Source organism: Sphingobacterium sp. xlx-130 (assembly GCF_011007405.1).
Classification (GTDB): domain Bacteria; phylum Bacteroidota; class Bacteroidia; order Sphingobacteriales; family Sphingobacteriaceae; genus Sphingobacterium; species Sphingobacterium luzhongxinii.
The window spans coordinates 85286-106326 of sequence record NZ_WFKN01000012.1; the positions used below are offsets into that span (position 1 = coordinate 85286).

A 21041-nucleotide genomic window follows, 5' to 3' on the forward strand; every position below is an offset into this window, starting at 1 on the left:
ATATTTAATTTAAAATTTCATTCTTACTGCTGGTACTCCAATATAAGTACCAGCATCTTTTACGGATCGTAGCAATATTGCACCCGCTCCAATTGTATTAAATTCACCGACTTGCTTTCCTTGCAAAATCCCGGAGTTAAAGCCCCAAAAATTATCATTACCAATAACAACGCTACCTGATATCTGTACGTTTGGACTAAACACATTAAAATCACCAACGACATCATCATGTCCTAATGTTGTTCTAGTATTAAAAATATTAAAATCCCCAACTTGACAGTTACAACTAAATATGACATCCAAAGACAATATATTCCCCTCGCCTAACACAGTAGTTTCAGAATCTAGAAACTGAACCGATGGATGAATGATATTCGGGAACTTAATATTCAGGTTATTGATTCTATTTCTAACCGAATGTAATATTTTTGGAGAACCAATTCCAATTGCCACATCCAAAGGATAATCTACTGAATTCAACGAATCTATCCCCCCAACAACCTCGCCAAAATTATTCCCGGTTAAAGAACCATTATCATCAAAGAAGCCTACAAACTCAAAAGAAACTTGCTCATAATTTAACATATCCCGCCAAATACAATACACTTCTTGACCAAAACCACCTGCACCTACAATTGCTATTCTTTTCATATATTCATATTAATTACTCCCATTAAATGCCTCCATTGTTGCTTGACCGTCAGCCGAAATTCCTTCACGCAGCAAAATCTTCTTGAAGGTTAAAAAGAATATTTTAAAATCTAAAATAAAGGATAAATTATCCACGTACCAAACATCCAATTCAAACTTACGAGTCCAAGAAATAGCATTTCTCCCATTTACTTGAGCCCAGCCTGTTATTCCGGGTCTAACTTTATGTCTGCGCATTTGATCTATATTATATAGAGGCAAATATTGTGGCAATAATGGGCGAGGTCCGATAATCGCCATATCGCCTTTCAAAACATTAAGTAACTGAGGAATTTCATCCAGAGAAGTTTTACGTACAAAAGCTCCGATAGGAGTTAAACGCTCTGCATCTGATAACAGGTTTCCATTTTCATCTTTTTTATCATTCATAGTTTTAAACTTAATGATTTTAAAAATCTTTTCATCCAATCCTGGACGAGCCTGAAAGAAAAATGGTTTTCCTTGATTAGCCAAATAAAGTCCTATCATAACACCTAAGAATATAGGAGAGAGAATAACAAGTCCAATTACGGCTATAAAAAAATCAAAAAGACGTTTGATATATTTTTTGTACATATTTTATTTAAATTTCAATAAATTCAAGATAGCAAAAATGAGGAACTTTTTACTATCTCTCATTAATTCAGTATTATACTTTAAAATAATAGCATTTCTTGAAAAATAACCTTTTAGAAATTTCTTACAAATTGAATATTCTTCTGAGTCTTTATTTAAATATTTTATATAGTTTTTTATATGTTTTTGATAATATCCGTCAAAGACTTGTGATGATTTTTCTTTTAAAGTATTCCAAGATAATTTATTGAGGTGTCCATGCACATTTTCTTGATGTAAACGGTAATGAATGTAAGAATTACTATCTATCACAACTTTAAATTTTCTTGATCGAGCGAAAAAATAAACTAACCAGTCGTGCGAAAAATTTTTCCAATTTGCACAATCAACATCTTTTATAAAGGCCTGTAATTTTTTTGCAAATTCTTTTGTAAAAACATAAGTACACCCTGCACTTCCTCCTTCAAATATATAATCAAATTTTTTTTGGGGAAAATCTTTTTTCAGTATGCTAAACCTGTTTGTAGCTGTATCCCATTTAGTCAAATTTGAACAATATAGTTCGGACTCACTCGACAATATCAAGTTTATCCCAACACTCACTTTCTCAGGCAACCATATGTCATCTTGATCAGAAAAGGCTACATAGTCAAAACATTCATCAAAATTTAGTTTAGAAACCATTTTAATGAAATTTTTACCTGCAGATCCTGTTCCGGGAGAATTAACACTTACATTGATTTCAGGAAAATGTTTTGAAAGTACCTTTTTTGTACTATCAGTGCTATTATCGTCACTTATAAATATATCTACAATTACGTCTTTTTGACATAAGATAGATCGTATTTGTTCTTCAATGAATTTTTCACCGTTAAAAGTGGCTAACAATATCTTTACCCTACTTCCTATCATCTTAATAAATTTATTAAATCGATTACTTTATCAGAAACAAGTAGTTTGCTTTCGGGGAGGACTTCTCTAAACGCATCCGAAATAGCTTTCTCAATAGAATCAATATCTCTAGGATTAAAAACTTTAGAAGGTTCGCAAACAGCAAAAGTATAGTCTAAGTCCGAAGCAATCACTTTACACCGAAATTCTATTCCTTCTACAATTCCTAAACCAAAGCTCTCTGATAATGACGGATAAATAACAAATTCACTTTTTTCGTAAACAGCTTTTAAGTCTTCCCTTTTAACAAAGCCCAAATTATCGATAGGATATCCTCTCATTTGGCTTTCTTGAATATCTCTTATAATATCTTTGAAGTTCTCATTTACTGTTACAATTAATCGCCCTCTATTCATCTTATCATAAGATTTTCTAAAAGCTTCCAACAATCTAAAGTGATTTTTATTTGGTTGGGCATTACTAACATAAAGAAAAGTGTCCTTAATTTTCTCTTGATGCATTTCATTACTATAGCTGGGATAAAAAGGCATTACCAACACATCTGTCTTATTTCCAAAATCTGTTCTAAGTCTATCTCTAACTGATTCAGTCTGAACTAACCAAATATCAGTATTTCTCTTATACCATTTGATGATAAATATTTTAAAAAAATATCGGATCTTTTCAATGAGAGAAAACTCTTTGGGAATACCTAAATAAATAGTATTATGAAAATAGGTAAAGACTTTCGCATTCAATCTAACTAATGGCGGAACATTTCCAAGAATAAGAACCTTACTAAAAAGGGAACCTTTCTTCCTATAAAACAAATTTCTTTTTAACAAATCTGCATCAAGATATTCTATCAAATTCGTCTTTTTCACACTGTAAGAACTACTTAATCTTGAATCAATTAGGTAATAAACCTCCAAATTAGTCTTCTCTAATTCACCCACTAAATAGTCAAGCAGTATCTTACCTCCTCCATTATTTACGAAAATTCCATCTATTAAAATCATCTTAAAAAGTTTTTACGGGGAGTTCCTTATTAAATATCCATTTGTATGGTATATACAACTCTTCATAACCAGTTACAACCCCTATAAATCTGACAAAAGATATTAAAACCAAAAAAATCAATATTAGCTCTCCCTTTTTATTTCCTTTAAATTGTGCCATCAATAGTGGTACCAAAATTATATGAGCAATATCAAAGTAGGACGACAACCTTATCATAGCAGTAGATATTGGAACTAAAAGTATGAAAATAACTGCTCCCCAAAAATACAGATTAAAAAGAATTAGTAGGACCCGATTTTTCAAAATATCCTGATAGAAATAAGCAATAAAAATCAGCAAATAAAACACTCTATATATACTACCTCGTACCATCGTTTCAAAAGGACTAAACTTAGACCCAAAACTAGATAATTGACTCTGATCCAAATAATCATCTAGCCTACTTGAAATTGCAGCATTGCCTATAAAACTCAAAGTCGAAAACAAACCTTTTGCCAATGAGGAAGCCCCAAAGGACAAAATCAAAATAATTAACAATTGCTTCCGAGATAGTTCAAGCGTAGATATGTAATAAAATGGAAGAATTATTAAAGCAGATCTATGAAAAAGACTAGCTAATATTACAAAAACACAAAAAAAGAAAATTCTTCTTTCCATTAAATACCGAAAAGAATAAAAAACCAATGCTATAGCAATCGTCTGTCTAACGAAAAATAATCCCGCAAAAGAAAAGGAAAACCAAAGAAGGAGACTAATTAAAGGATAATTAGAATACTTCCTTAAGGAGTTAGTCATACACCAATAAATTATAATTGCCTGAAGCAACATAAATAATGTGTAGTCATCATGTATTAACTTAGACAATTCTGTTAATTTAATGAATCCCCATTCAAGCCCAGTTTCCTTTGCAGCATTTACATAGTTAAAAAAAAGCAAATAGTTATTCCAATCTGTACCTCGTTCCCATCTTAGCCAAGACATAAAGAACAATACCAAGGAGCACAGAAAAAAGATAGCATTTACTTTTTCTCTACTATTAGCCTTAATGTCGTAAAAAGACATAACTGATATCAAAAAGAATATTAGATACAAATACATTAACTTGGTAAACTAAAATTATCGGACGAGGTATTTTCTCTCCATATGCTCATATTTTCATGAAAAATCTTAATATCAATTTTTTTACAAACTATATTATTTAAAGCTTGAATCATCTCATCAACAGAATTACATAAGACTCCTATTGGCCCATATTTGTTAAACATATAGTCAAAATAATCGTTTCGTAACGAAATCACAATTTTATTATGATTAACAGCATCGAATAGAGCTCCGCTACATGTCAGTTTATAGGATTCCATATTATAAAAAAACAATATAACATCCAACTTAGCAACTTCAATATTAAACTCACTATGTGTAGCGAAATACCCTCTCTTAAAAGCAAATTCAATATTTGTATAGTCACAAACATTATAATTATGCCGTCCGATACCTACGACGCTTATTTTTGATACAAAAGGGTTCAGTCTCAACTTATAAGAAAAGTCTACAAAATCCAAGAAGCCTTTACTATTTGATATAGCACCAACAATTCCTACTTTTCTTATTTCCAAACACTCCTCGTTACTAATATCTTTATGTTCGTAGAAATAAGGATGATCGATAGATATAACTTTGCATAAGTGAATGTCTTTAAAATAGTGTTGGAGATTCGCTTTTATAGAATCTCCAAGAACAATAATTTGACACCCCATAAAATTGATCCCTTTTAAAAACCTATTAATTAACAAGGAATATAGAAAAAGTGGCTTTGTTATTGGAGACTTTGAGATTGAAAATTCAAGCTCCCCATGGCAAATTATCAATATTCTAGAATTAAACTTAATATTAAATTTGAAAAAAAAAGCCAAAAACGGATTGAGTTGTGAAAAAATAATAGTATGATTCTTGCTAAATTTGAATAAAATACCAAGCCCAAAGAAGAAACCAACTAAATGGCGCAGAAAAATATACAATGAGTTAGTACCATGAGGTAACTTAATTTCATTGAATTCGATTTTCGGAGTTTCTTCCAAATAGCCTTTCGTTTTTAAGAATTCATAAGAATTGACAAAAGAACTCTTAGTTGCAAATATTGATATATTAGCACCATTTTCATTTGCCTTTTTCACCAAGCTAAGTAAAACCGAGGCATTGAATTTCTCATGAAAATTTTTTACCGAGAATAAATCGACGTATACGATATTGTTATTCATCAACCCCTATTAAATCAATCCAAGAATTCACCACATCTTCATTATTAAAAGAACTTAACACCTTTGCATTGTTATTTGATAAAATATTCAAATCAATATCTCTGTTTAAAATCATCTTAAGAGTACTTTGTAATTCAACCTCATTATTAACAACAAAACCGTTTGATCTATGCTTTACCAGGTCAGAGGCTCCCCCGTAAGAATTATACGACACCAAAACATTTCCCATTAAAGCGGCTTCATACAATATTGTTGGCAATCCTTCCACGACAGAATACAATAAACAAATTTTCGATCTCGATAAAACGTCCAACATCCCATTACTCACTCCCATTAAATGAATATTTGTCAATCCCGATTTTGCTATTTGCCTTTTCAATTCTTCTAATTCGCTTCCATCTCCATAAATCTCAAACCTCCATTGTCCATGATATCTCTTGAGTTCAATCCAATTTTTAACCAACAAATCAACTCTTTTATCTTTTGAAAGCCTTCCACCATAAACGATTAAATTTTCTTTTTTAACAAAATCAACTTTCTCCGAATCCGTATACAAGATATTATATATTAATATTACCTTATCCTCTAAAAAATCAGAAGAAAATATCATATACATTTCTTTCATAGCCCCCTCACTAATACAAATAAATTTTGTTGAAATTCTCACAATTTTTTTTAGCAAAAAAAAATTTAACGGCTTCCAATACAGAGAAAACTTCATTCTTTTTGCAACACCTAATAAAGAGACAGCACCAAAACTCTCCAAAAATTTTAAATATGCATTTGGAGAAGAATGTAAGACACTAAAAACTTTAATGCCGAGGTCCCTTTGAACCTTTTTTACAATTCTGTAACACTTGCTTAAATTTTGAATTTGTACAATCAATGACTTGATTTTATGCTGCTTTAAGACCTCAGATAAAACATCCAAAGACTTCCCTTTAAAAGAGTCCAACACAATCACTTTGTCAGAATAATCAAACACAGGAGAAATGGCACTTTTCGTCCTACTTATTATTGTGACACTATAGTATACCGATAAAGCATTCGCCAAATCGAGGGTAACTTTTTCCACACCACCTAAACCAGAGTAATCATCTAAGTAAATAGCAATCTCCATATCTCAAAAAAGCTCTTCGGCAAAAGATGTAAATCTATTAAAATAATGACTATCTGTTAAGTCAGAATTATATAACTCAAAGTTTTTCTTATTTTTCCTGTCCCTTTTTTTTAAAGGACCTCGAAGAATATTATTAAGTTCGCCTGAATTAACGTCGCTAAATGTTGTAATAGTATCTGATTTATTTATATAATATTCATGACCAAAATTTGATGACATAATTATTGGTACTCCTGTAGTCAAAGCTTCAATAATAGATAAATCAAAATAACTCTTCCTATTTGCATTTAGAAGATAATCCACACTATTATACCAATACATAGGATCATTGGAAAAGCCCACGTCAAATATCCCAGGGCCATCTAAATTGTCCCCCTTTCCTACAATAAAGAGATTGAGATCGTCTCGCTCTTTTGCTACTTCCTTAAACGTCTCATAAACAATATCAAAACCTTTTATACTGTTTCTTCTTCCAATATACATCAAATTAATTTTTTCCTCTTTTAAGACTTCCTTTTCAGCCTCTCGACCAGCAAAAGTGTTTTTTGCCCCACTCAAAATATACTTTACATCACAATTTTTTGTCAACAAACTGGAATAGATTTTTTGACAGCCCTCATTCGGGAAAACAATGATATCTGCTCTTTGAAATGAACTCTCCTCTGCCTTTTTATTCAGGCTATATCTCTCTACATCGCTTGGATTAATAGATTTTATTTCCTCAGAAGGAAGTTCCGGAGAGTGAGATTGCAATATAACAACCTGATTATTGGGAATCAAATTTTTACAGTGATAAAAAGATAAACAATCATGAAAGTATATATATTTATACTTCTGAGCATTTAACGTCTTATAATAAAAGGAAAAAAAGTCCTTCTTATGTGCTGCAAAATAAAATTTCCTTTTTAGCTTGGAAAGAAAAGACTCTGCATTAAAGAAATCGCCCGATATGTCAAAAAAATCCCGAGGCTTGTCTATCAAATTATGGGCTAAAAATCCCGAGGGGCCACCATTGTTAATCCCATATGGATAAGGTGCGAAAATTAGTATTCTATCGTTTATCATTTTTTACTTTTTTTGAAGCCTCAAGCGCCTCTTTTATTACATGATGCATATCCATATATCTATATGTCGCAAGCCTCCCCACAAATGTTACATTGTTTAGCACTGACGCCTCTTGTAAATATTTCTCCAAAATTAACATATCCTCACTTAATCTTTTAGGGTAGTAAGGTATGTCTTTCTCTTCAGTTTCCTTACTATACTCTTTAAAATAAGTTGTTTTGTCATGGCTTTCCCACGGAGTAAAATGCTTGTGCTCATGTATACGAGTAAACGGAATATTGGAATCTGCATAATTAATAACTGGATTTCCTTGATAATCTCCCTCTTCTATGAACCGTTCAAAGAAAACGGTTCTGTAAGATAATCTGCCATGTTTGAACGTAAAGAAAGCATCTATAGGTCCAGTATAAAATACATGATCATACCCTGAGACATCCCATGATGAATCAAAATGAGTATTCAATTTAACATCTATATTAGGAGCACTTAACATTTTTTCAAAAATTGCAGTATATCCATCTCTAGGGATCCCTTGAAAAGGATTAGCATAATAATTATCATCGTATGTAAATCGCACTGGCAACCTCTTCAAAATACTAGCCGGTAGTTTAGTTGGTTCACACCCCCATTGTTTTTTGGTATATCCATAAAAAAAAGCTTCATATAAATCCTTACCTATAAATTTTAAAGCCTGTTCTTCAAAATTCTTAGGATCATTTATCGAATTATCTGCGATAGATGATATAAAACCTTTAGCTTCCTCAGGTCCAAAAGTCTTTCCAAAAAACTGGTTTATTGTGTGTAAATTTATAGGCAATGAATACACTTGATTATTGTATATGGATTTCACACGATTCACGAAAGGCACCATTTCACAAAACTGTTGAATATAATCCCAAACCTCTTTATTATCCGTATTAAAAATATGTGGTCCATATTTGTGAATCATTACATTGGTTTCAGGATCCCTCTCTGTATAACAATTCCCCCCAATATGAGCCCTTTCATCTACAAGCAAAATAGAATTTTTAACATCCCGCGATAATTGTTCCGCAATCACCGCTCCAGAAAAACCAGAGCCTATTATTAAATACTTACCCATTATTATTTTTTTAAATACCGTTTAAAACTAAAAATCAAAAATTTAGGTTTGAAATACGCACCATAAACTACCTCAACACCTTGAGACCTTAAGGTCAGATACATCATAGATGTAACAAAAGCTTCTACAATCAGACAGCTCCACGCTGTTCCAATATATCCAAAATTTTTGCTCATAAAAATATTAAATACGACTCCAATAACACATGCAATCAATGTTGTTTTAAGAAAAACATTATCCAGTTTTAAATTTAACATTACTTGTATCCCGAAAATATTAGATAAACAAATAATAAATGGTAAAAATGCGGTTATTCGTAAAGCAGCTATTGATGGTTCAAATTCATTCCCATATATTATCCTTATACACCAAGGTGCTAATAGTAAAAGAAATAGCGACGCAATTAAAGTACCATAAAAAACAATTGGTAAAATCTTACGTACCACATCTAGTCCCTCTTCGCGACTTTCTCCGAACGCCCTCCCGATGTACGGAAATAAAGCCGTTGTTAAAGGTATAGTGATAACCGTACTGACTATATTTAAGAAACTCTGGCTAGTGGTATAATAACCCACTTGGGATACATCAGCAAAAAAACCAAGGATAACGATATTTGTTGTTGTATATAGACTAATAACGACTGTTGAAAAAAAAATTATTCTTTCATTTATAATCAACTTTAGAGATTGTCTTAGGGGAACAAAACTATATTTTATCTTAAACCTATTGATACTAAAAATCACTAAAAACACGTTAATGGCAATATTGAAACATACGGTCAAGACAGGCAACCAATAATAATCATTATAATCTCGAACTAATAGAAAAACCAAAATAACATTTAACACCCCTCTAAATAAATTTAATTTAGCAAAAATACTTAACTCCTGTAAGCCTTGAAAAAGAAACTGTGGACTAATAACATTTGCGATACAACCGACAAAGAGAATCCAAGTAACTTTTAAATCAGTTTGAGATGGTAAAAAAAAATGAACACTAAATAAAAAAAGTGCTATTGAAATGAAACATAACAAGATCCTCGCTAATAAAATCTCAGAAACAGTCTGACTTATAGTCTTCATATCTGAAGAATTATTCGCTATTTTTCTAGTCCCAGTCAAATCAAAACCATAACCTATAAATAGTGAAAAATAAGCAACAAAAGCTGTCGCATAATTTATTGCACCATAACCATCTGGTCCAATTACTCTCGAAACATAAGGTACTGTTATCAATGGAAATACATAGTTAACCATTTGCACCACGCTCAAAGAAGCTATATTTTCTAGCAACTTTCTTTTCTTAACCATTTCAACTATATACAGACCCTTATCAAATATTCTCCATACCCAGATTTACGCAGAGGTTCAGCTATTTTTCTCAACTTTTCTCTACTAACATATCCCATACGATAAGCAACCTCTTCAATTGCACCAATTTTCAGCCCCTGACGTTCCTCTATTACCTGTACAAATTGCCCTGCTTGCATTAGGGACTGAATAGTTCCAGTATCCAGCCAAGCGGTTCCACGATCAAATACACCTACTTTCAGTTTTCCTCTTTTCAGATATTCTTTATTCACATCCGTGATCTCTAGTTCGCCACGCTGTGATGGTTTTATATTCTTAGCAATCTCCACTACATCATTGTCGTAAAAGTATAGACCTGGGACTGCATAATTGGATTTAGGCTCAGTAGGTTTCTCTTCAATGGAGACCACTTCATTGTTTTCATTAAATTCAACAACCCCATAACGCTCTGGGTCAGAAACCTGATAAGCGAAAACTACTCCTCCATCTGGGTTCGCTGAACCTTGCAATAACTTGGACATACCCGATGCATAAAAAATATTATCGCCTAAGATCAAAGCTACCTTATCATCTCCAATGAACTCTTCACCCAAGATAAAAGCCTGTGCGAGACCGTCCGGACTTGGTTGTTCTTTATACGAAAACTTACAACCCAAATGTGAGCCATCTCCCAACAACTTTTCAAAATTTGGTAAGTCTTGCGGTGTAGAAATAATCAATATCTCATTAATCCCTGCCAACATTAGTGTAGACAAGGGGTAATATATCATGGGCTTATCGTATACCGGCATCAACTGCTTGGATACAGCCAATGTTAAAGGGTGTAATCGTGTGCCGGAGCCGCCGGCGAGTATTATTCCTTTCATGCGTTTTTAGCTTATGGCTATTGGCTTATAGCTTATAGCGATTTGCTATCTACCACCAGCTCATTGTTTTAGTTTCTTAATAAATATTACTGATCTCTATGGAACCAAACACTTCTTTAAAAGAAGGTGCTTCTTTGTCTTTATCCGACAGCAGCATTTCCTCTACCGGGATTTGCCAGTCTACTGCCAGATCTGCATCTAGTGGATACACGCCACATTCGGATTCTTTATTATAGTAATTATCACATTTGTAAAAAAACGTTGCTGTTTCGCTCAACACGACGAATCCATGCAGGAAGCCACGTGGAACGAACAATTGCAGGTTGTTTTCTGCTGTTAGTCTAACGGCTTCATATTGACCGAAAGTTGGCGAATCTGGCCTTGCGTCAACCGCCACATCCAACACCTCGCCATCCAACACACGAACGAGCTTGGCTTGCGCATGCTCGCCCGACTGCCCATGTAATCCACGAAGCACGCCTTTCGTGGAAAATGATTGATTGTCCTGCACGAAATGTGTGTTCGTACCAGTCACCTCATTGAAAGCTCTTTCATTAAAGCCTTCCATAAAATACCCTCGGCTATCCCCGAATTTTGCAGGCTCTAATATATAACAGCCTCTTAGACTGGTTTCTGTGATTTTCATTTGTTTGTTGTTTATACAGTTGATAGGGTTAACCTTCTTAACTCTATTAACCTTCTTAACTCTATTTATACTGCTCGTTATAATACTTTTGATATTCCCCTGAGGTTACGTTGTCTAGCCATTCTTGATTCGATAAAAACCAATCTATCGTAATGGATAATCCTTGTTCGAAGGTGACCGATGGTTGATAACCAAGTTCCTGATTGATCTTTGTCGCGTCGATGGCGTAGCGTAAGTCGTGTCCTGGTCTGTCTTTTACAAAGGTGATCAGCTGTGCGGCTGTGCCTGCCGGTCTTCCCAACTTCTCATCCATCTGCTTACACAATTCTTTCACCAGATCAATATTTTGCCATTCGTTGAAGCCCCCGACATTGTAGGCGCCACCTGTTTTGCCTTGGTGGAATACCAGATCAATGGCTTTTGCGTGGTCGATCACGAACAACCAATCGCGGGTAAACTTGCCATCACCGTAGATAGGCAACGGCTTATTGTTTAAGATATTGTGGATACACAATGGGATTAATTTCTCAGGAAAGTGATTCGGCCCATAGTTATTCGAACAGTTCGTCAATACCACCGGCAAACCGTAGGTGTCGTGGTAAGCCCGGACAAAATGATCGGAAGAAGCTTTTGACGCCGAGTACGGCGAATGCGGGTCGTAGGCCGTTTCTTCGGTGAACAACCCCGTCTCACCCAGTGTACCGTATACTTCGTCAGTAGAGACGTGGTGGAAGCGTTTGCCTTCATAATTATCTTTCCAGATCTCACGAGCTGCATTCAAAAGATTTACCGTACCGATCACATTGGTCATGACAAATGCTAGCGGATCCGATATCGAACGGTCCACATGCGATTCGGCTGCCAGGTGGATTACGCCATCGGGCTGATATTCTTGAAACACCTCTAAAATATGTTTCGCATCCGTAATATCAGCTTTGACAAAGGTATAGTTCGCTTTTTCCTCTATATCCTTCAGGTTCTCCAAATTACCGGCATAGGTCAGCGCATCCAGATTGACAATGCGATATTCCGGGTATTTATTTACGAATTCTCGCACGACATGGGAGCCTATAAAGCCTGCACCACCTGTGATTAGTATAGTTTTATTCATCCCTATTAATCCAATAACTTAGACTGATGCTTCTCCAGCATATTATATATCTTCTTAACGTCCTGTGATTTTTCTTTCTGAACCATTAAAAAGGCATCTTTTGTATGAACGAAGATGGTATTTTTAAGCCCAACAAAACCAGCAAATTTATCGGTACCAATTACAATATTCCCATTTTCATCTTTGGGATAACCGCTAGCAACTAAGTAATCATACAAGGCTTCAAAGGAACCTAAATCCGACCATTCAAATTCGGTAGGTACTACACGTATTTTCTTGGATCGTTCCATCACTGCATAATCCACCGATATAGACGGAATTTGTAAAGAAAGTTCTGTGTTTAGTTTACCTTCCTCAGCACTTTCCCAAGCTAATTTAGCTGCATCATAAACGGAAGGTTCATATTTTTTCAGTTCTTCCAAAAACACGGACGCCTGAAAACAGAACATACCCGAATTCCACAGAAATGTACCTCGTTCAATAAAATCTTCGGCCGTATCTTGATTTGGTTTCTCACGAAATGACTTCACCTTATCGCCATCAAATTCGATGTAACCGTATCCTGTTTCTGGACGTGTAGGCTGTATTCCGAAAGTAACAATAAAACCTTCCTTCGCTTTTGCAACACCTGCTTTCATCGCTGATTCATAAGCTTCATCGCCTGAAATCATGTGATCAGATGGGGTTACAATCAATATATCCTCTGTATTTACAGCAAAGGCCGCAAAAGCAATAGCGGCAGCCGTATTTCTTGGCGTTGCTTCCACAATACTGCGGTAGGGCAGTCCACCATGAATCATTGCTTTCTCACTAAGATGTGCATTATCCTTATTTCCGACGACAATTATTTCATCTGCAATTTTTGCATTCCGTTGTACCGTCAAGCCAAATAAAGATTGGCCATTAAATAAATCTAAATACTGCTTTGGCTGTTGTTTTCTGGACAAAGGCCATAATCGGCTACCTATTCCTCCTGATAATAATACGTGTACTACGCTCACTATATATTTTTGTTTTTAATGTCTATTGCTTAATTGCAGGGTTTTCTCCAAATAGATTGCCACGCATCGACAAAAATCGAGCTCGAAATGACGAATAGGGCTTTACCCCTTCCCGTTTCTCTGATTCTCCTTATCTGCTACAATCTTACGTAAACCCGAACTGGAAAAACGGTGATCTCTACTGTTATAATAAAGTTCAATGCCCTTATCTATACAATACTGCTTTCCGGTAAAATCACGATCCGCATACTCATCGCCTACAATACGGACATCCAATTTGAAAGAACGCAAGATATCTTCGAGATCCTGCTCGGTCGAATAAGGGACGATCTCATCCACGTATTGACAGCCACGAAGCTGTATATAACGCTCGACTACGGTTTGTGTAGGCGCATTTTTCTCCGGTCGATCCAACGTAGGATCCATCTGCAGGCCACAGATCAAATAATCACATTGACGCTTTGCCTCGGCCAACATCATGATGTGACCGGCATGCAACAAATCAAAGGTCGAGAAAGTAATACCTACCCTTGGCCCTGGATTGTAATCTTGGCGTTTTGATGCTGATTCGCTTATTCGCTGATTTGTTGATTCGTTGTTTTGCATATTCGTTTATTTGCTTATTTGCCTATTCGCGGATTTGCTTATCTGCTTATTTACTATACAATATTATTTTTGATCGCACCTGTTCTGGTGTCTCTAAATATAAACTCACTTTTTTATCTAACAGTTTTTCGGCTTTCTCTGCTGCCTGCAATAAATATGCCGAATCTATATTTTGCCCTGTGACCAATACCTCTATATGACCTGAATCTATCCCCTGGGCATAGTCGCCCAATAGCGCCACCTGCTCGACATCTCCGGCACGAGCCAGTACCTGATCGACAATCTGGTCGATACCCAAAAAATGATGAATCAAGCCCTGTAGAGAACCGAATAGTGTATGTTTGGAATTGGCCCGGTAGAATACCCGCTTCTCCCCTTCTTCGCGAATAAGGTAGCCTGCCTCGGTCAATTGGTTGAGTTCCTTACGGATCGCATTGGTCGATTCATTAAATTCTTCGGCAATACCTCTTAGGTACCCGCGATTGCTCGCAGAAACAAAAAATTTGATTAATAGCTTAAGTCTTGTCTTAGACGTGATCAATGAATCCAACATTGGCTAATAGCGTTGAGTCACAAAAGTACTCGTAATAAATTAAAAATTCAAAATATAAAAGAAAAAAAGTGATGAGGAACCAGGGATGGGTATATCCCATCAAAATGGCTATAAAAAGAAAAGAGACACCCTTTCGAGCGTCTCCTTCAAGAAGATATGACTTTCTTTCTATTTAGTAAGCTACGCGAACGTTAGTTGCGTTAACTCCTTTTTGTCCGTTTTCTACTTCGAATGTTACGCTATCGTTTTCACGGATATTGTTGATCAAACCTGTTGAATGTACGAATACGTCTTGTCCACCGTTTTTTGGTGTAATAAAACCAAATCCTTTTGTCTCGTTAAAGAATTTTACTGTTCCTTCTTGCATTGTATTAATTATTTATTAAAAAATTTTGTTACATCAGGCCGCACCATTAAGCTGTCATCGGACAACTTATATAACACTGTTTGCTGGCAAGAAAAAGATAGTGGTAATTTTAAGGTTCTTGAAAATATCCAAGTTTCGAAAACGTACGTATCATCAATTGATAACAAAAATAGCAGCTGGATATGCAAGGGATGAGAGAAGAGAAGAGTAAACTTAACAAGCTCAAAAATTGCTTAGGCAGAGCCTGATTATAAAACAAATGTACACTTAATATTTTAATAAGCAAGGAATTATTGCTTTTATTTTTGATACATCGGCTGAGGCATCTGCTTTATCAGTTGCGCCACTTGATGTATCTTACGTATCATTTGATGTATCGTGCGGCCTATTTGATGAAACGCACGGGCTGTTTGATACATCGGCCAGCACATTTGATGCATCGGCCAGTCCACTTGATGTATGTTATGTATCATTTGATGTATCGTGCGACCTATTTGATGAAACGCCCGGGTTTTTTGATACATCGGCCAGCCCACTTGATGTATCTTATGTATCATTTGATGCATCGTGCGACCTATTTGATGAAACGCCCAGGTTATTTGATACATCGGTCAAGGCATTTGATGCATTGGCCAGCCCACTTGATTTATCTTATGTATCATTTGATGCATCGTGCGGCTTATTTGATGAATCGTGCAGGTGATTTGATAAATCGGCCAGCGCATTTGATGCATCAGCCAGCCCACTTGATGTAACGGCTGGCGCAAAAAGGAATCCTAAAACGAGATCTATATACCCAAAGTGGAGAATCTAACCACTACCTGTACAGCGTGTGTACAACGCCTGTACAATCTTGTACAATCTTGTCCAAAAAATCGACTAGCCCTGCTATTAAGCTCAAATTCGTAGTATGAACAGAACGAAAAAGCAGATCAGAGCACCGCCTTAATTAGTGACTAGTGATGAGTGATTAGTAATAAGTGACAGAGTGACTAGTGATGGGGTAAATAAGTAAACCAAGGACAACAAGTTAAACAGCCTAGGGCTTAATACATACAGCCTACGGCTTAAAAATTAAAATCATGAGAAGAGATAAAGTAAGAACAGATTATACAAATGTAAAGGATAGCGAGCTGGCTATCCTGGCGGGCAAGATTGCCGGATTTATGGAAGGCAATACAAATTTCAGTGCAGACATCAAACCGACGGCGGCGGAGCTTCTGGCGGCAGCCGAGGACTACCGTATCAAGCATGAGGTAGCGATAAATGGGGGCTCCTCGCACGAGAAAGAGCTCAAGAAAGCAGCTAAGCTGAAGCTTCGGGGCATGCTTACGCACCTCGCCCATATGGTCAATATAGAAGCCCAAGGGAATACGGTGGCGCTGAGCAGCACCGGCCTGATGTTTAACAAGCAGCCCACTGCGCTGCAGGAACCGGGGATCACGGACCGGATCATACTGAGGGATGGCCGCCTGACCGGACAGATGCGCGTGGATTTTGACAAAATATACAATGCTTACGAATATGAGGTACAGGTGGGCGAGATGGATAGTATCTCGGAGAAGATTGTATGGGACAAAACACACCTCACACCATCCAGCAGCAATACTATTATCGCTCCGCTGACACCTGGCACACGCTATTACGTACGTGTACGCGGCCGCAATAAGATAGGCACAGGCGATTGGTCAGATCCCGTATCGATGATCGTTCGTTAGCTCAAACTGAGTGACTCAGTAACGAAGTAACAAGGATTAATAATTAGGCGGATTTGCAGATCCGCCTACCTTATAAACTTTATCAACCTTATAAACAACATATCATGCAAACAATAACAAATAACGCTTCATGGCTGCTTCAAGGCACTATATCGTCATCCCGCCGTGTCCCGATGTTTTATCGGGGACCGCAGTGGAGGGATCTAAACACTATACAGAAATTAATGTTCGGCTCCCTCTTCCTAATCATCGGCTGGATCATGTTATCTACCGTATTGCAGCTGCTCGATCCCACCATCGGGGTACTCGATTTTGGCACCTTGACTATGCTGATCTTTGGGTTACTGGTCGGTTGGCTGGCGGTATATATCAGCATATGGCTGCAGGAGCTGCTATGGCATCCTTTTCAATCGTTTCGTAAACAGTTTGATCATCACTTTAATAAACTCTCATCATGGCAACAATGTATTCTTTATTTTTCGGTATTCTTTTTACTGTTGTATGCAGTATTGAAGGCGATAGAAGTGGTATTTTAGACTTTTTATTCTCGCTCAAGCCGCGAGGGGCTCATCTTTATTCCTTGATGAATAAAGATGCAAACAAATCAAGAACTTGGACACTTGGCCGATACCAAGTGCCCCGCCTGTCCGGTACAGAGGACAATAACAAGAATCAAACACTTCGTCCATCAATAATAGCTATTGCTTCTGCTGAGATAGGCGTAAAAGAAGCTACTGGCAACAACGACGGAAAGCGCGTGGAAGAATACCTCCGCTACACCGACCTGGGCAAAGGCTACGACTGGTGCGCAAGTTTCGTATCATGGTGTTATGGACAAGCGGGGTTAAAAGAGCCCTGCAATCCTTGGAGCCCGGCACTATTCCCGAAAGCTAGGGTGTACTGGAAACAAGGAAAGTTGCTTACAACCGATAGATCATCGCGTCGCCGCCAACTGACGGGTCCTCTCCGAAGTGAATTCCCGATTCTCGGGACAGGCGGAACACAGCATGATGAAGACAGAGTAGCAGCGAATGTCTTCGGTATATATGGTGCCAAGGCTAAACGTATCAACCACGTAGGATTGGTCAAGCAGGCATCAGGAGATTACCTAGTGAGCATCGAAGGTAACAGCAACAACCGGGTAGAATCCCGACGCAGACATCTCCGCACGGTACATGCATTAGCGGATTGGGTTGATGAGTGACGAGTGGCAAGTAACCCTGTACTTTATAAACTTTATTAACTATCTAACCATGAAAAACACCACCCTCGTTACCCTTCTCGTTCTCCTCACCTTCTCTTGCCGTACGAGCAAGCACAGACTGGAGGAGCAAAAAGCTATAAAGCAGGTAAGCCGTTCTGAATTTCAAAAATGGCAATACTACCTACAGCAGGATAGCAACTGGCGGTACTGGCACTTTGCGAGCGATTCCATTTTTTACTTTCATCCCGATAGCGGCCTTTGGGCAAAGAGCGGATGGCTATATGCCGAGGAACAGTGGGTACATAAAAGCGAGCAGCAATCCAATGTAAGCAACAGAGATAGCGCGGCCATCGAACAATACTCGTCCAAAACAGAGCAAAAAAGGATCCGAAAACAGCAACTCCCCTGGTACATTTATGTAATTGCCCTACTCGGAATAGGATCTTTAGGGTATTTTTACTTCTGGCGAAAACGTATCTAAACGAAATGAAGCTGTCTTAAAAAGGTTGAAAAACCTAAAAACGCGTCATTGCGAATGAAATGAAGCAACCCCGAAGGGCTCATCGTAGATAATCTCATTGTTAATAGGGGGATTGCTTCGTACCTCGCAAAGACGATACAGTTTACAAACCGAGCTTGCGAGATCACCGTAGGTATCTGTCATTGGTAAAATAGGGTGCCTGTCCCGAATTTACTTCGCGAAAGTAATCTGCATTTTTGATCCTGATAAATCGGGACTTCGTTGTAATCAGATTGCTTTGTCGTCATTCTTCCTCCGCGCAATGACGTTGAGAAAAGGCTTCCAATCGAAATACGCCTGAAGCAAATCCCTTCAGGCGTATTTTTTATATAAATCAGGATAATCTACTAGCTCAAACCGCTATTATAAACTTCATGATACAGACAACTTAATCGCCATTAACTTAACCACCATTAAGTTAATGACCATTACAAAAACAACAATTAACTCCGCATACAACTAATCTACAAACACTTAACCATCCAAAAAAAAATAATCTTACTTTTTCCTTTAGAGGACCTCTCCACATATCTACCAAAGATATTCTTGCGAAGAGTATCGGCTGGTGATGACTTTGCAAATCTTGCATAAAATATTTACCTTGAATCTGATTAATAAACCATTGAGCAAAAAGTAAAACTGAAGTTAATCTTTAGATAACACTTAATTAATAGAATTTATCAAACTTTGCTAAAGCTTTTTAAGCCATTAAAAAATGTAAATTAGCTATGTCTTGGGTTAAATTTATAGAGGGGGATACCAGCGCATTTGAACAGATTTATAACGAGTATGTTGAAGATCTGTACAAATATGGTACGCATTACCATACCGATCATGCCACCGTTATAGATTGCATTCATGATCTTTTCACCGATTTATTTGGGAATGTCAAGATAGCGAAGGAAGTAAATATTAAATACTATCTATTTGCTTCTCTGCGTAGACGTTTGTTGCGCAATAAAGTCGCGCAGGACAAGTTTAATAATGTACAGTTAGAGGAAATCCTGAACTGGTCTGAGGACAACAGTTTTGAGCAGGAGGAGATGAAGGAAGAGCAAATTATCCTGCTACGCGAAAAATTCAAAAAATTGCCTACTCGTCAAAGGGAGGTACTTTTCTTAAAATATTACATGGATTTCAAGTATGAGGATATCGCCGAGATGATGTCGATCCATATAGAGACCTGTAGGACACTTTCTTTTCGGGGGATGAAGCAGCTTCGCCTGGAGTTGAACTCGCCCGAAGCACTCTCTGTTATTTTTTTTATAATTTATAGTCAATAAAACGACAATCGCTGCTCTATATAAGTAAATACACTTATTGTGGACAGAAATAAAGAGAACTATAAAAAGATTTTTAACCTTGGCACGAGTGAATTGTTCGATACGCATGCCAAGACCGCACTCTATCAATCGATAAGGAGGCAACACCGTAGAAGGCGTTATAGACGTGTATGGGGGTATGCTACGGGGATCGCCGCTGCGCTGATGTTGTTTTTCATGTACTTTCCCTATAATCCCGCGAAAGAACTAATTCAACAAGACGATATCATACAGACCGCACAACACAATCAAAGAGCTATTCAGGCAGGGAGCGATTTATTACTGGCATCTTCTGTGAGGGGGCAGGATCGCGCCAAGGTCAACCCCCTAAAGGTGGATGGTGATGAGGATATACTTAAGCTTGACGAGCATGTCGGGGATAACGAAGTGGAATATGCTACCGTGTATGTCCCTTACGGAAAACGGCAGGCCTTTGTACTGCCCGATCAATCTACGGCTTGGCTCAACGCCGGGTCCTATCTGACCTTTAAAAAAGATATGAGTCAGGGTACGCGCGAAGTATACCTCAACGGCGAGGGGTATTTTGATGTAACCCATACCGGGCGGCCTTTTGTCGTGCGTACAGCCGAGACCCAAATCCATGTATTGGGTACGACTTTCAATGTCAATTCGTACGAGGAGGATAACCATACTGTCATCGAGCTCCTCACAGGAGCTGTGTCTTTGGAGAGTACGAAAGGTCTTTTTGAAGGAATCCGCATGAAACCAGGAGAACGGATAAGCTTCGATAGCAAGAATAAGAAAATAAGTATCAACCGTAATGCCAAGGGGGATGATGTCCTCTGGACCAAACGCCAATTGGTATTGCAGCAGCTGAGTATCGATGAGCTGGCACGTAGACTGGAGCGTATCTACAATGTGCGGATACATCTGGACAGCCGGCTTAGAGCATCATCAGTAGCTTACTCCGGTAGGCTCAATATCGATGTGGATATTGTGACTTCACTGAGAAGTCTCTATGAACTGAATGATTACGAAATCACACAAATAGAAAAGGAGGTCTGGATCAGAAAAAGATAAATCAAAAAAAGAATGGTATCACAAAGAAGATAAATAGGAGTTGCACCTCCCCTT

Annotated in this window: 23 protein-coding genes; 6 read left to right on the plus strand and 17 right to left on the minus strand. The window is 37.2% G+C overall.

Features of this window, described 5'->3' with window-relative positions; translation table 11 throughout:
* Positions 1-9: 9 nt before the first annotated feature.
* The 17 genes from G7B18_RS17690 to G7B18_RS17770 all read right to left on the minus strand — a co-directional run bounded on the left by G7B18_RS17690 (position 10) and on the right by G7B18_RS17770 (position 15182).
* Complete coding sequence (locus G7B18_RS17690) at positions 10-651, minus strand: acetyltransferase (protein WP_164123642.1); 642 nt, start codon at positions 649-651, stop codon at positions 10-12.
* Between the two features lie 9 nt (positions 652-660).
* Positions 661-1266 carry a sugar transferase gene (locus tag G7B18_RS17695; protein WP_164123644.1) on the minus strand — a complete coding sequence of 202 codons (606 nt, stop codon included), beginning with the start codon at positions 1264-1266 and terminating at the stop codon, positions 661-663.
* A 3-nt stretch (positions 1267-1269) separates the two neighbouring features.
* Complete coding sequence (locus tag G7B18_RS17700) at positions 1270-2178, minus strand: glycosyltransferase (protein WP_164123646.1); 909 nt, start codon at positions 2176-2178, stop codon at positions 1270-1272.
* On the minus strand, positions 2175-3176 hold the full coding sequence (locus G7B18_RS17705) for a glycosyltransferase (protein ID WP_164123648.1): 1002 nt from the start codon (positions 3174-3176) through the stop codon (positions 2175-2177). Before G7B18_RS17705 ends, G7B18_RS17700 begins: the two co-directional genes overlap by 4 nt.
* 1 nt (position 3177) lies before the next feature.
* Positions 3178-4239: an EpsG family protein gene (locus G7B18_RS17710; protein ID WP_164123650.1), complete on the minus strand. Its 1062-nt coding sequence runs from the start codon at positions 4237-4239 to the stop codon at positions 3178-3180.
* Between the two features lie 35 nt (positions 4240-4274).
* On the minus strand, positions 4275-5435 hold the full coding sequence (locus G7B18_RS17715) for a hypothetical protein (RefSeq protein ID WP_164123652.1): 1161 nt from the start codon (positions 5433-5435) through the stop codon (positions 4275-4277).
* Positions 5428-6555 (minus strand): glycosyltransferase, encoded by a 1128-nt coding sequence (locus tag G7B18_RS17720; RefSeq protein ID WP_164123653.1) that lies wholly within the window; start codon positions 6553-6555, stop codon positions 5428-5430. Before G7B18_RS17720 ends, G7B18_RS17715 begins: the two co-directional genes overlap by 8 nt.
* A 3-nt stretch (positions 6556-6558) precedes the next feature.
* Positions 6559-7335, minus strand: coding sequence for a glycosyltransferase (locus G7B18_RS17725; RefSeq protein WP_164123655.1), 777 nt, complete (start codon positions 7333-7335; stop codon positions 6559-6561).
* Positions 7336-7606: 271 nt separating this feature from the next.
* Entirely contained in the window at positions 7607-8722 is a 1116-nt protein-coding gene (gene glf / locus G7B18_RS17730; RefSeq protein ID WP_164123657.1) for a UDP-galactopyranose mutase, read from the minus strand.
* Between the two features lie 2 nt (positions 8723-8724).
* Entirely contained in the window at positions 8725-10032 is a 1308-nt protein-coding gene (locus G7B18_RS17735; RefSeq protein ID WP_164123658.1) for a flippase, read from the minus strand.
* 5 nt (positions 10033-10037) lie between these two features.
* Positions 10038-10898, minus strand: a complete 861-nt coding sequence (gene rfbA / locus G7B18_RS17740; protein ID WP_164123660.1) for a glucose-1-phosphate thymidylyltransferase RfbA — start codon at positions 10896-10898, stop codon at positions 10038-10040.
* A gap of 76 nt (positions 10899-10974) precedes the next feature.
* On the minus strand, positions 10975-11544 hold the full coding sequence (gene rfbC / locus G7B18_RS17745) for a dTDP-4-dehydrorhamnose 3,5-epimerase (protein WP_164123662.1): 570 nt from the start codon (positions 11542-11544) through the stop codon (positions 10975-10977).
* Between the two features lie 61 nt (positions 11545-11605).
* On the minus strand, positions 11606-12655 hold the full coding sequence (rfbB, locus tag G7B18_RS17750) for a dTDP-glucose 4,6-dehydratase (RefSeq protein WP_164123664.1): 1050 nt from the start codon (positions 12653-12655) through the stop codon (positions 11606-11608).
* A gap of 5 nt (positions 12656-12660) precedes the next feature.
* Complete coding sequence (locus G7B18_RS17755) at positions 12661-13656, minus strand: mannose-1-phosphate guanylyltransferase (RefSeq protein ID WP_240452900.1); 996 nt, start codon at positions 13654-13656, stop codon at positions 12661-12663.
* A gap of 102 nt (positions 13657-13758) precedes the next feature.
* On the minus strand, positions 13759-14262 hold the full coding sequence (locus G7B18_RS17760) for an adenylyltransferase/cytidyltransferase family protein (RefSeq protein WP_164123666.1): 504 nt from the start codon (positions 14260-14262) through the stop codon (positions 13759-13761).
* 46 nt (positions 14263-14308) lie between these two features.
* A complete protein-coding gene (locus tag G7B18_RS17765) occupies positions 14309-14815 on the minus strand; it encodes a winged helix-turn-helix domain-containing protein (protein ID WP_164123668.1) in 507 nt (168 codons plus the stop codon).
* Between the two features lie 172 nt (positions 14816-14987).
* A complete protein-coding gene (locus G7B18_RS17770; protein ID WP_079643937.1) occupies positions 14988-15182 on the minus strand; it encodes a cold-shock protein in 195 nt (64 codons plus the stop codon).
* 1082 nt (positions 15183-16264) lie between these two features.
* Between G7B18_RS17770 and G7B18_RS17775 the strand changes: the two genes are divergently transcribed.
* From G7B18_RS17775 to G7B18_RS17800, 6 genes are all read left to right on the plus strand, one after another.
* Positions 16265-16900, plus strand: a complete 636-nt coding sequence (locus tag G7B18_RS17775) for a fibronectin type III domain-containing protein (protein ID WP_164111714.1) — start codon at positions 16265-16267, stop codon at positions 16898-16900.
* A 104-nt stretch (positions 16901-17004) separates the two neighbouring features.
* Positions 17005-17436, plus strand: a complete 432-nt coding sequence (locus tag G7B18_RS17780; RefSeq protein WP_164111713.1) for a hypothetical protein — start codon at positions 17005-17007, stop codon at positions 17434-17436.
* Positions 17355-18104: a hypothetical protein gene (locus G7B18_RS17785; RefSeq protein ID WP_164111712.1), complete on the plus strand. Its 750-nt coding sequence runs from the start codon at positions 17355-17357 to the stop codon at positions 18102-18104. Before G7B18_RS17780 ends, G7B18_RS17785 begins: the two co-directional genes overlap by 82 nt.
* 49 nt (positions 18105-18153) lie before the next feature.
* Positions 18154-18585: a hypothetical protein gene (locus tag G7B18_RS17790; protein WP_164111711.1), complete on the plus strand. Its 432-nt coding sequence runs from the start codon at positions 18154-18156 to the stop codon at positions 18583-18585.
* A gap of 767 nt (positions 18586-19352) precedes the next feature.
* The gene (locus tag G7B18_RS17795; RefSeq protein WP_164111710.1) at positions 19353-19907 is read left to right on the plus strand and encodes an RNA polymerase sigma factor; all 555 of its coding nucleotides are present in this window, start codon (positions 19353-19355) and stop codon (positions 19905-19907) included.
* Positions 19908-19946: 39 nt separating this feature from the next.
* A complete protein-coding gene (locus G7B18_RS17800) occupies positions 19947-20987 on the plus strand; it encodes a FecR family protein (protein ID WP_164111709.1) in 1041 nt (346 codons plus the stop codon).
* Positions 20988-21041: the final 54 nt, after the last annotated feature.

Coding starts and splice junctions, on each gene's coding strand:
- G7B18_RS17690 (WP_164123642.1), bottom strand. CDS start 651: ATGAAAAGAATAGCAATTGTAGGTGCAGGTGGTTTTGGTCAAGAAGTG.
- G7B18_RS17695 (WP_164123644.1), bottom strand. CDS start 1,266: ATGTACAAAAAATATATCAAACGTCTTTTTGATTTTTTTATAGCCGTA.
- G7B18_RS17700 (WP_164123646.1), bottom strand. CDS start 2,178: ATGATAGGAAGTAGGGTAAAGATATTGTTAGCCACTTTTAACGGTGAA.
- G7B18_RS17705 (WP_164123648.1), bottom strand. CDS start 3,176: ATGATTTTAATAGATGGAATTTTCGTAAATAATGGAGGAGGTAAGATA.
- G7B18_RS17710 (WP_164123650.1), bottom strand. CDS start 4,239: ATGTCTTTTTACGACATTAAGGCTAATAGTAGAGAAAAAGTAAATGCT.
- G7B18_RS17715 (WP_164123652.1), bottom strand. CDS start 5,435: ATGAATAACAATATCGTATACGTCGATTTATTCTCGGTAAAAAATTTT.
- G7B18_RS17720 (WP_164123653.1), bottom strand. CDS start 6,555: ATGGAGATTGCTATTTACTTAGATGATTACTCTGGTTTAGGTGGTGTG.
- glf (WP_164123657.1), bottom strand. CDS start 8,722: ATGGGTAAGTATTTAATAATAGGCTCTGGTTTTTCTGGAGCGGTGATT.
- G7B18_RS17735 (WP_164123658.1), bottom strand. CDS start 10,032: ATGGTTAAGAAAAGAAAGTTGCTAGAAAATATAGCTTCTTTGAGCGTG.
- rfbA (WP_164123660.1), bottom strand. CDS start 10,898: ATGAAAGGAATAATACTCGCCGGCGGCTCCGGCACACGATTACACCCT.
- rfbC (WP_164123662.1), bottom strand. CDS start 11,544: ATGAAAATCACAGAAACCAGTCTAAGAGGCTGTTATATATTAGAGCCT.
- rfbB (WP_164123664.1), bottom strand. CDS start 12,655: ATGAATAAAACTATACTAATCACAGGTGGTGCAGGCTTTATAGGCTCC.
- G7B18_RS17760 (WP_164123666.1), bottom strand. CDS start 14,262: ATGCAAAACAACGAATCAACAAATCAGCGAATAAGCGAATCAGCATCA.
- G7B18_RS17765 (WP_164123668.1), bottom strand. CDS start 14,815: ATGTTGGATTCATTGATCACGTCTAAGACAAGACTTAAGCTATTAATC.
- G7B18_RS17770 (WP_079643937.1), bottom strand. CDS start 15,182: ATGCAAGAAGGAACAGTAAAATTCTTTAACGAGACAAAAGGATTTGGT.
- G7B18_RS17775 (WP_164111714.1), top strand. CDS start 16,265: ATGAGAAGAGATAAAGTAAGAACAGATTATACAAATGTAAAGGATAGC.
- G7B18_RS17780 (WP_164111713.1), top strand. CDS start 17,005: ATGCAAACAATAACAAATAACGCTTCATGGCTGCTTCAAGGCACTATA.
- G7B18_RS17785 (WP_164111712.1), top strand. CDS start 17,355: ATGGCAACAATGTATTCTTTATTTTTCGGTATTCTTTTTACTGTTGTA.
- G7B18_RS17790 (WP_164111711.1), top strand. CDS start 18,154: ATGAAAAACACCACCCTCGTTACCCTTCTCGTTCTCCTCACCTTCTCT.
- G7B18_RS17795 (WP_164111710.1), top strand. CDS start 19,353: ATGTCTTGGGTTAAATTTATAGAGGGGGATACCAGCGCATTTGAACAG.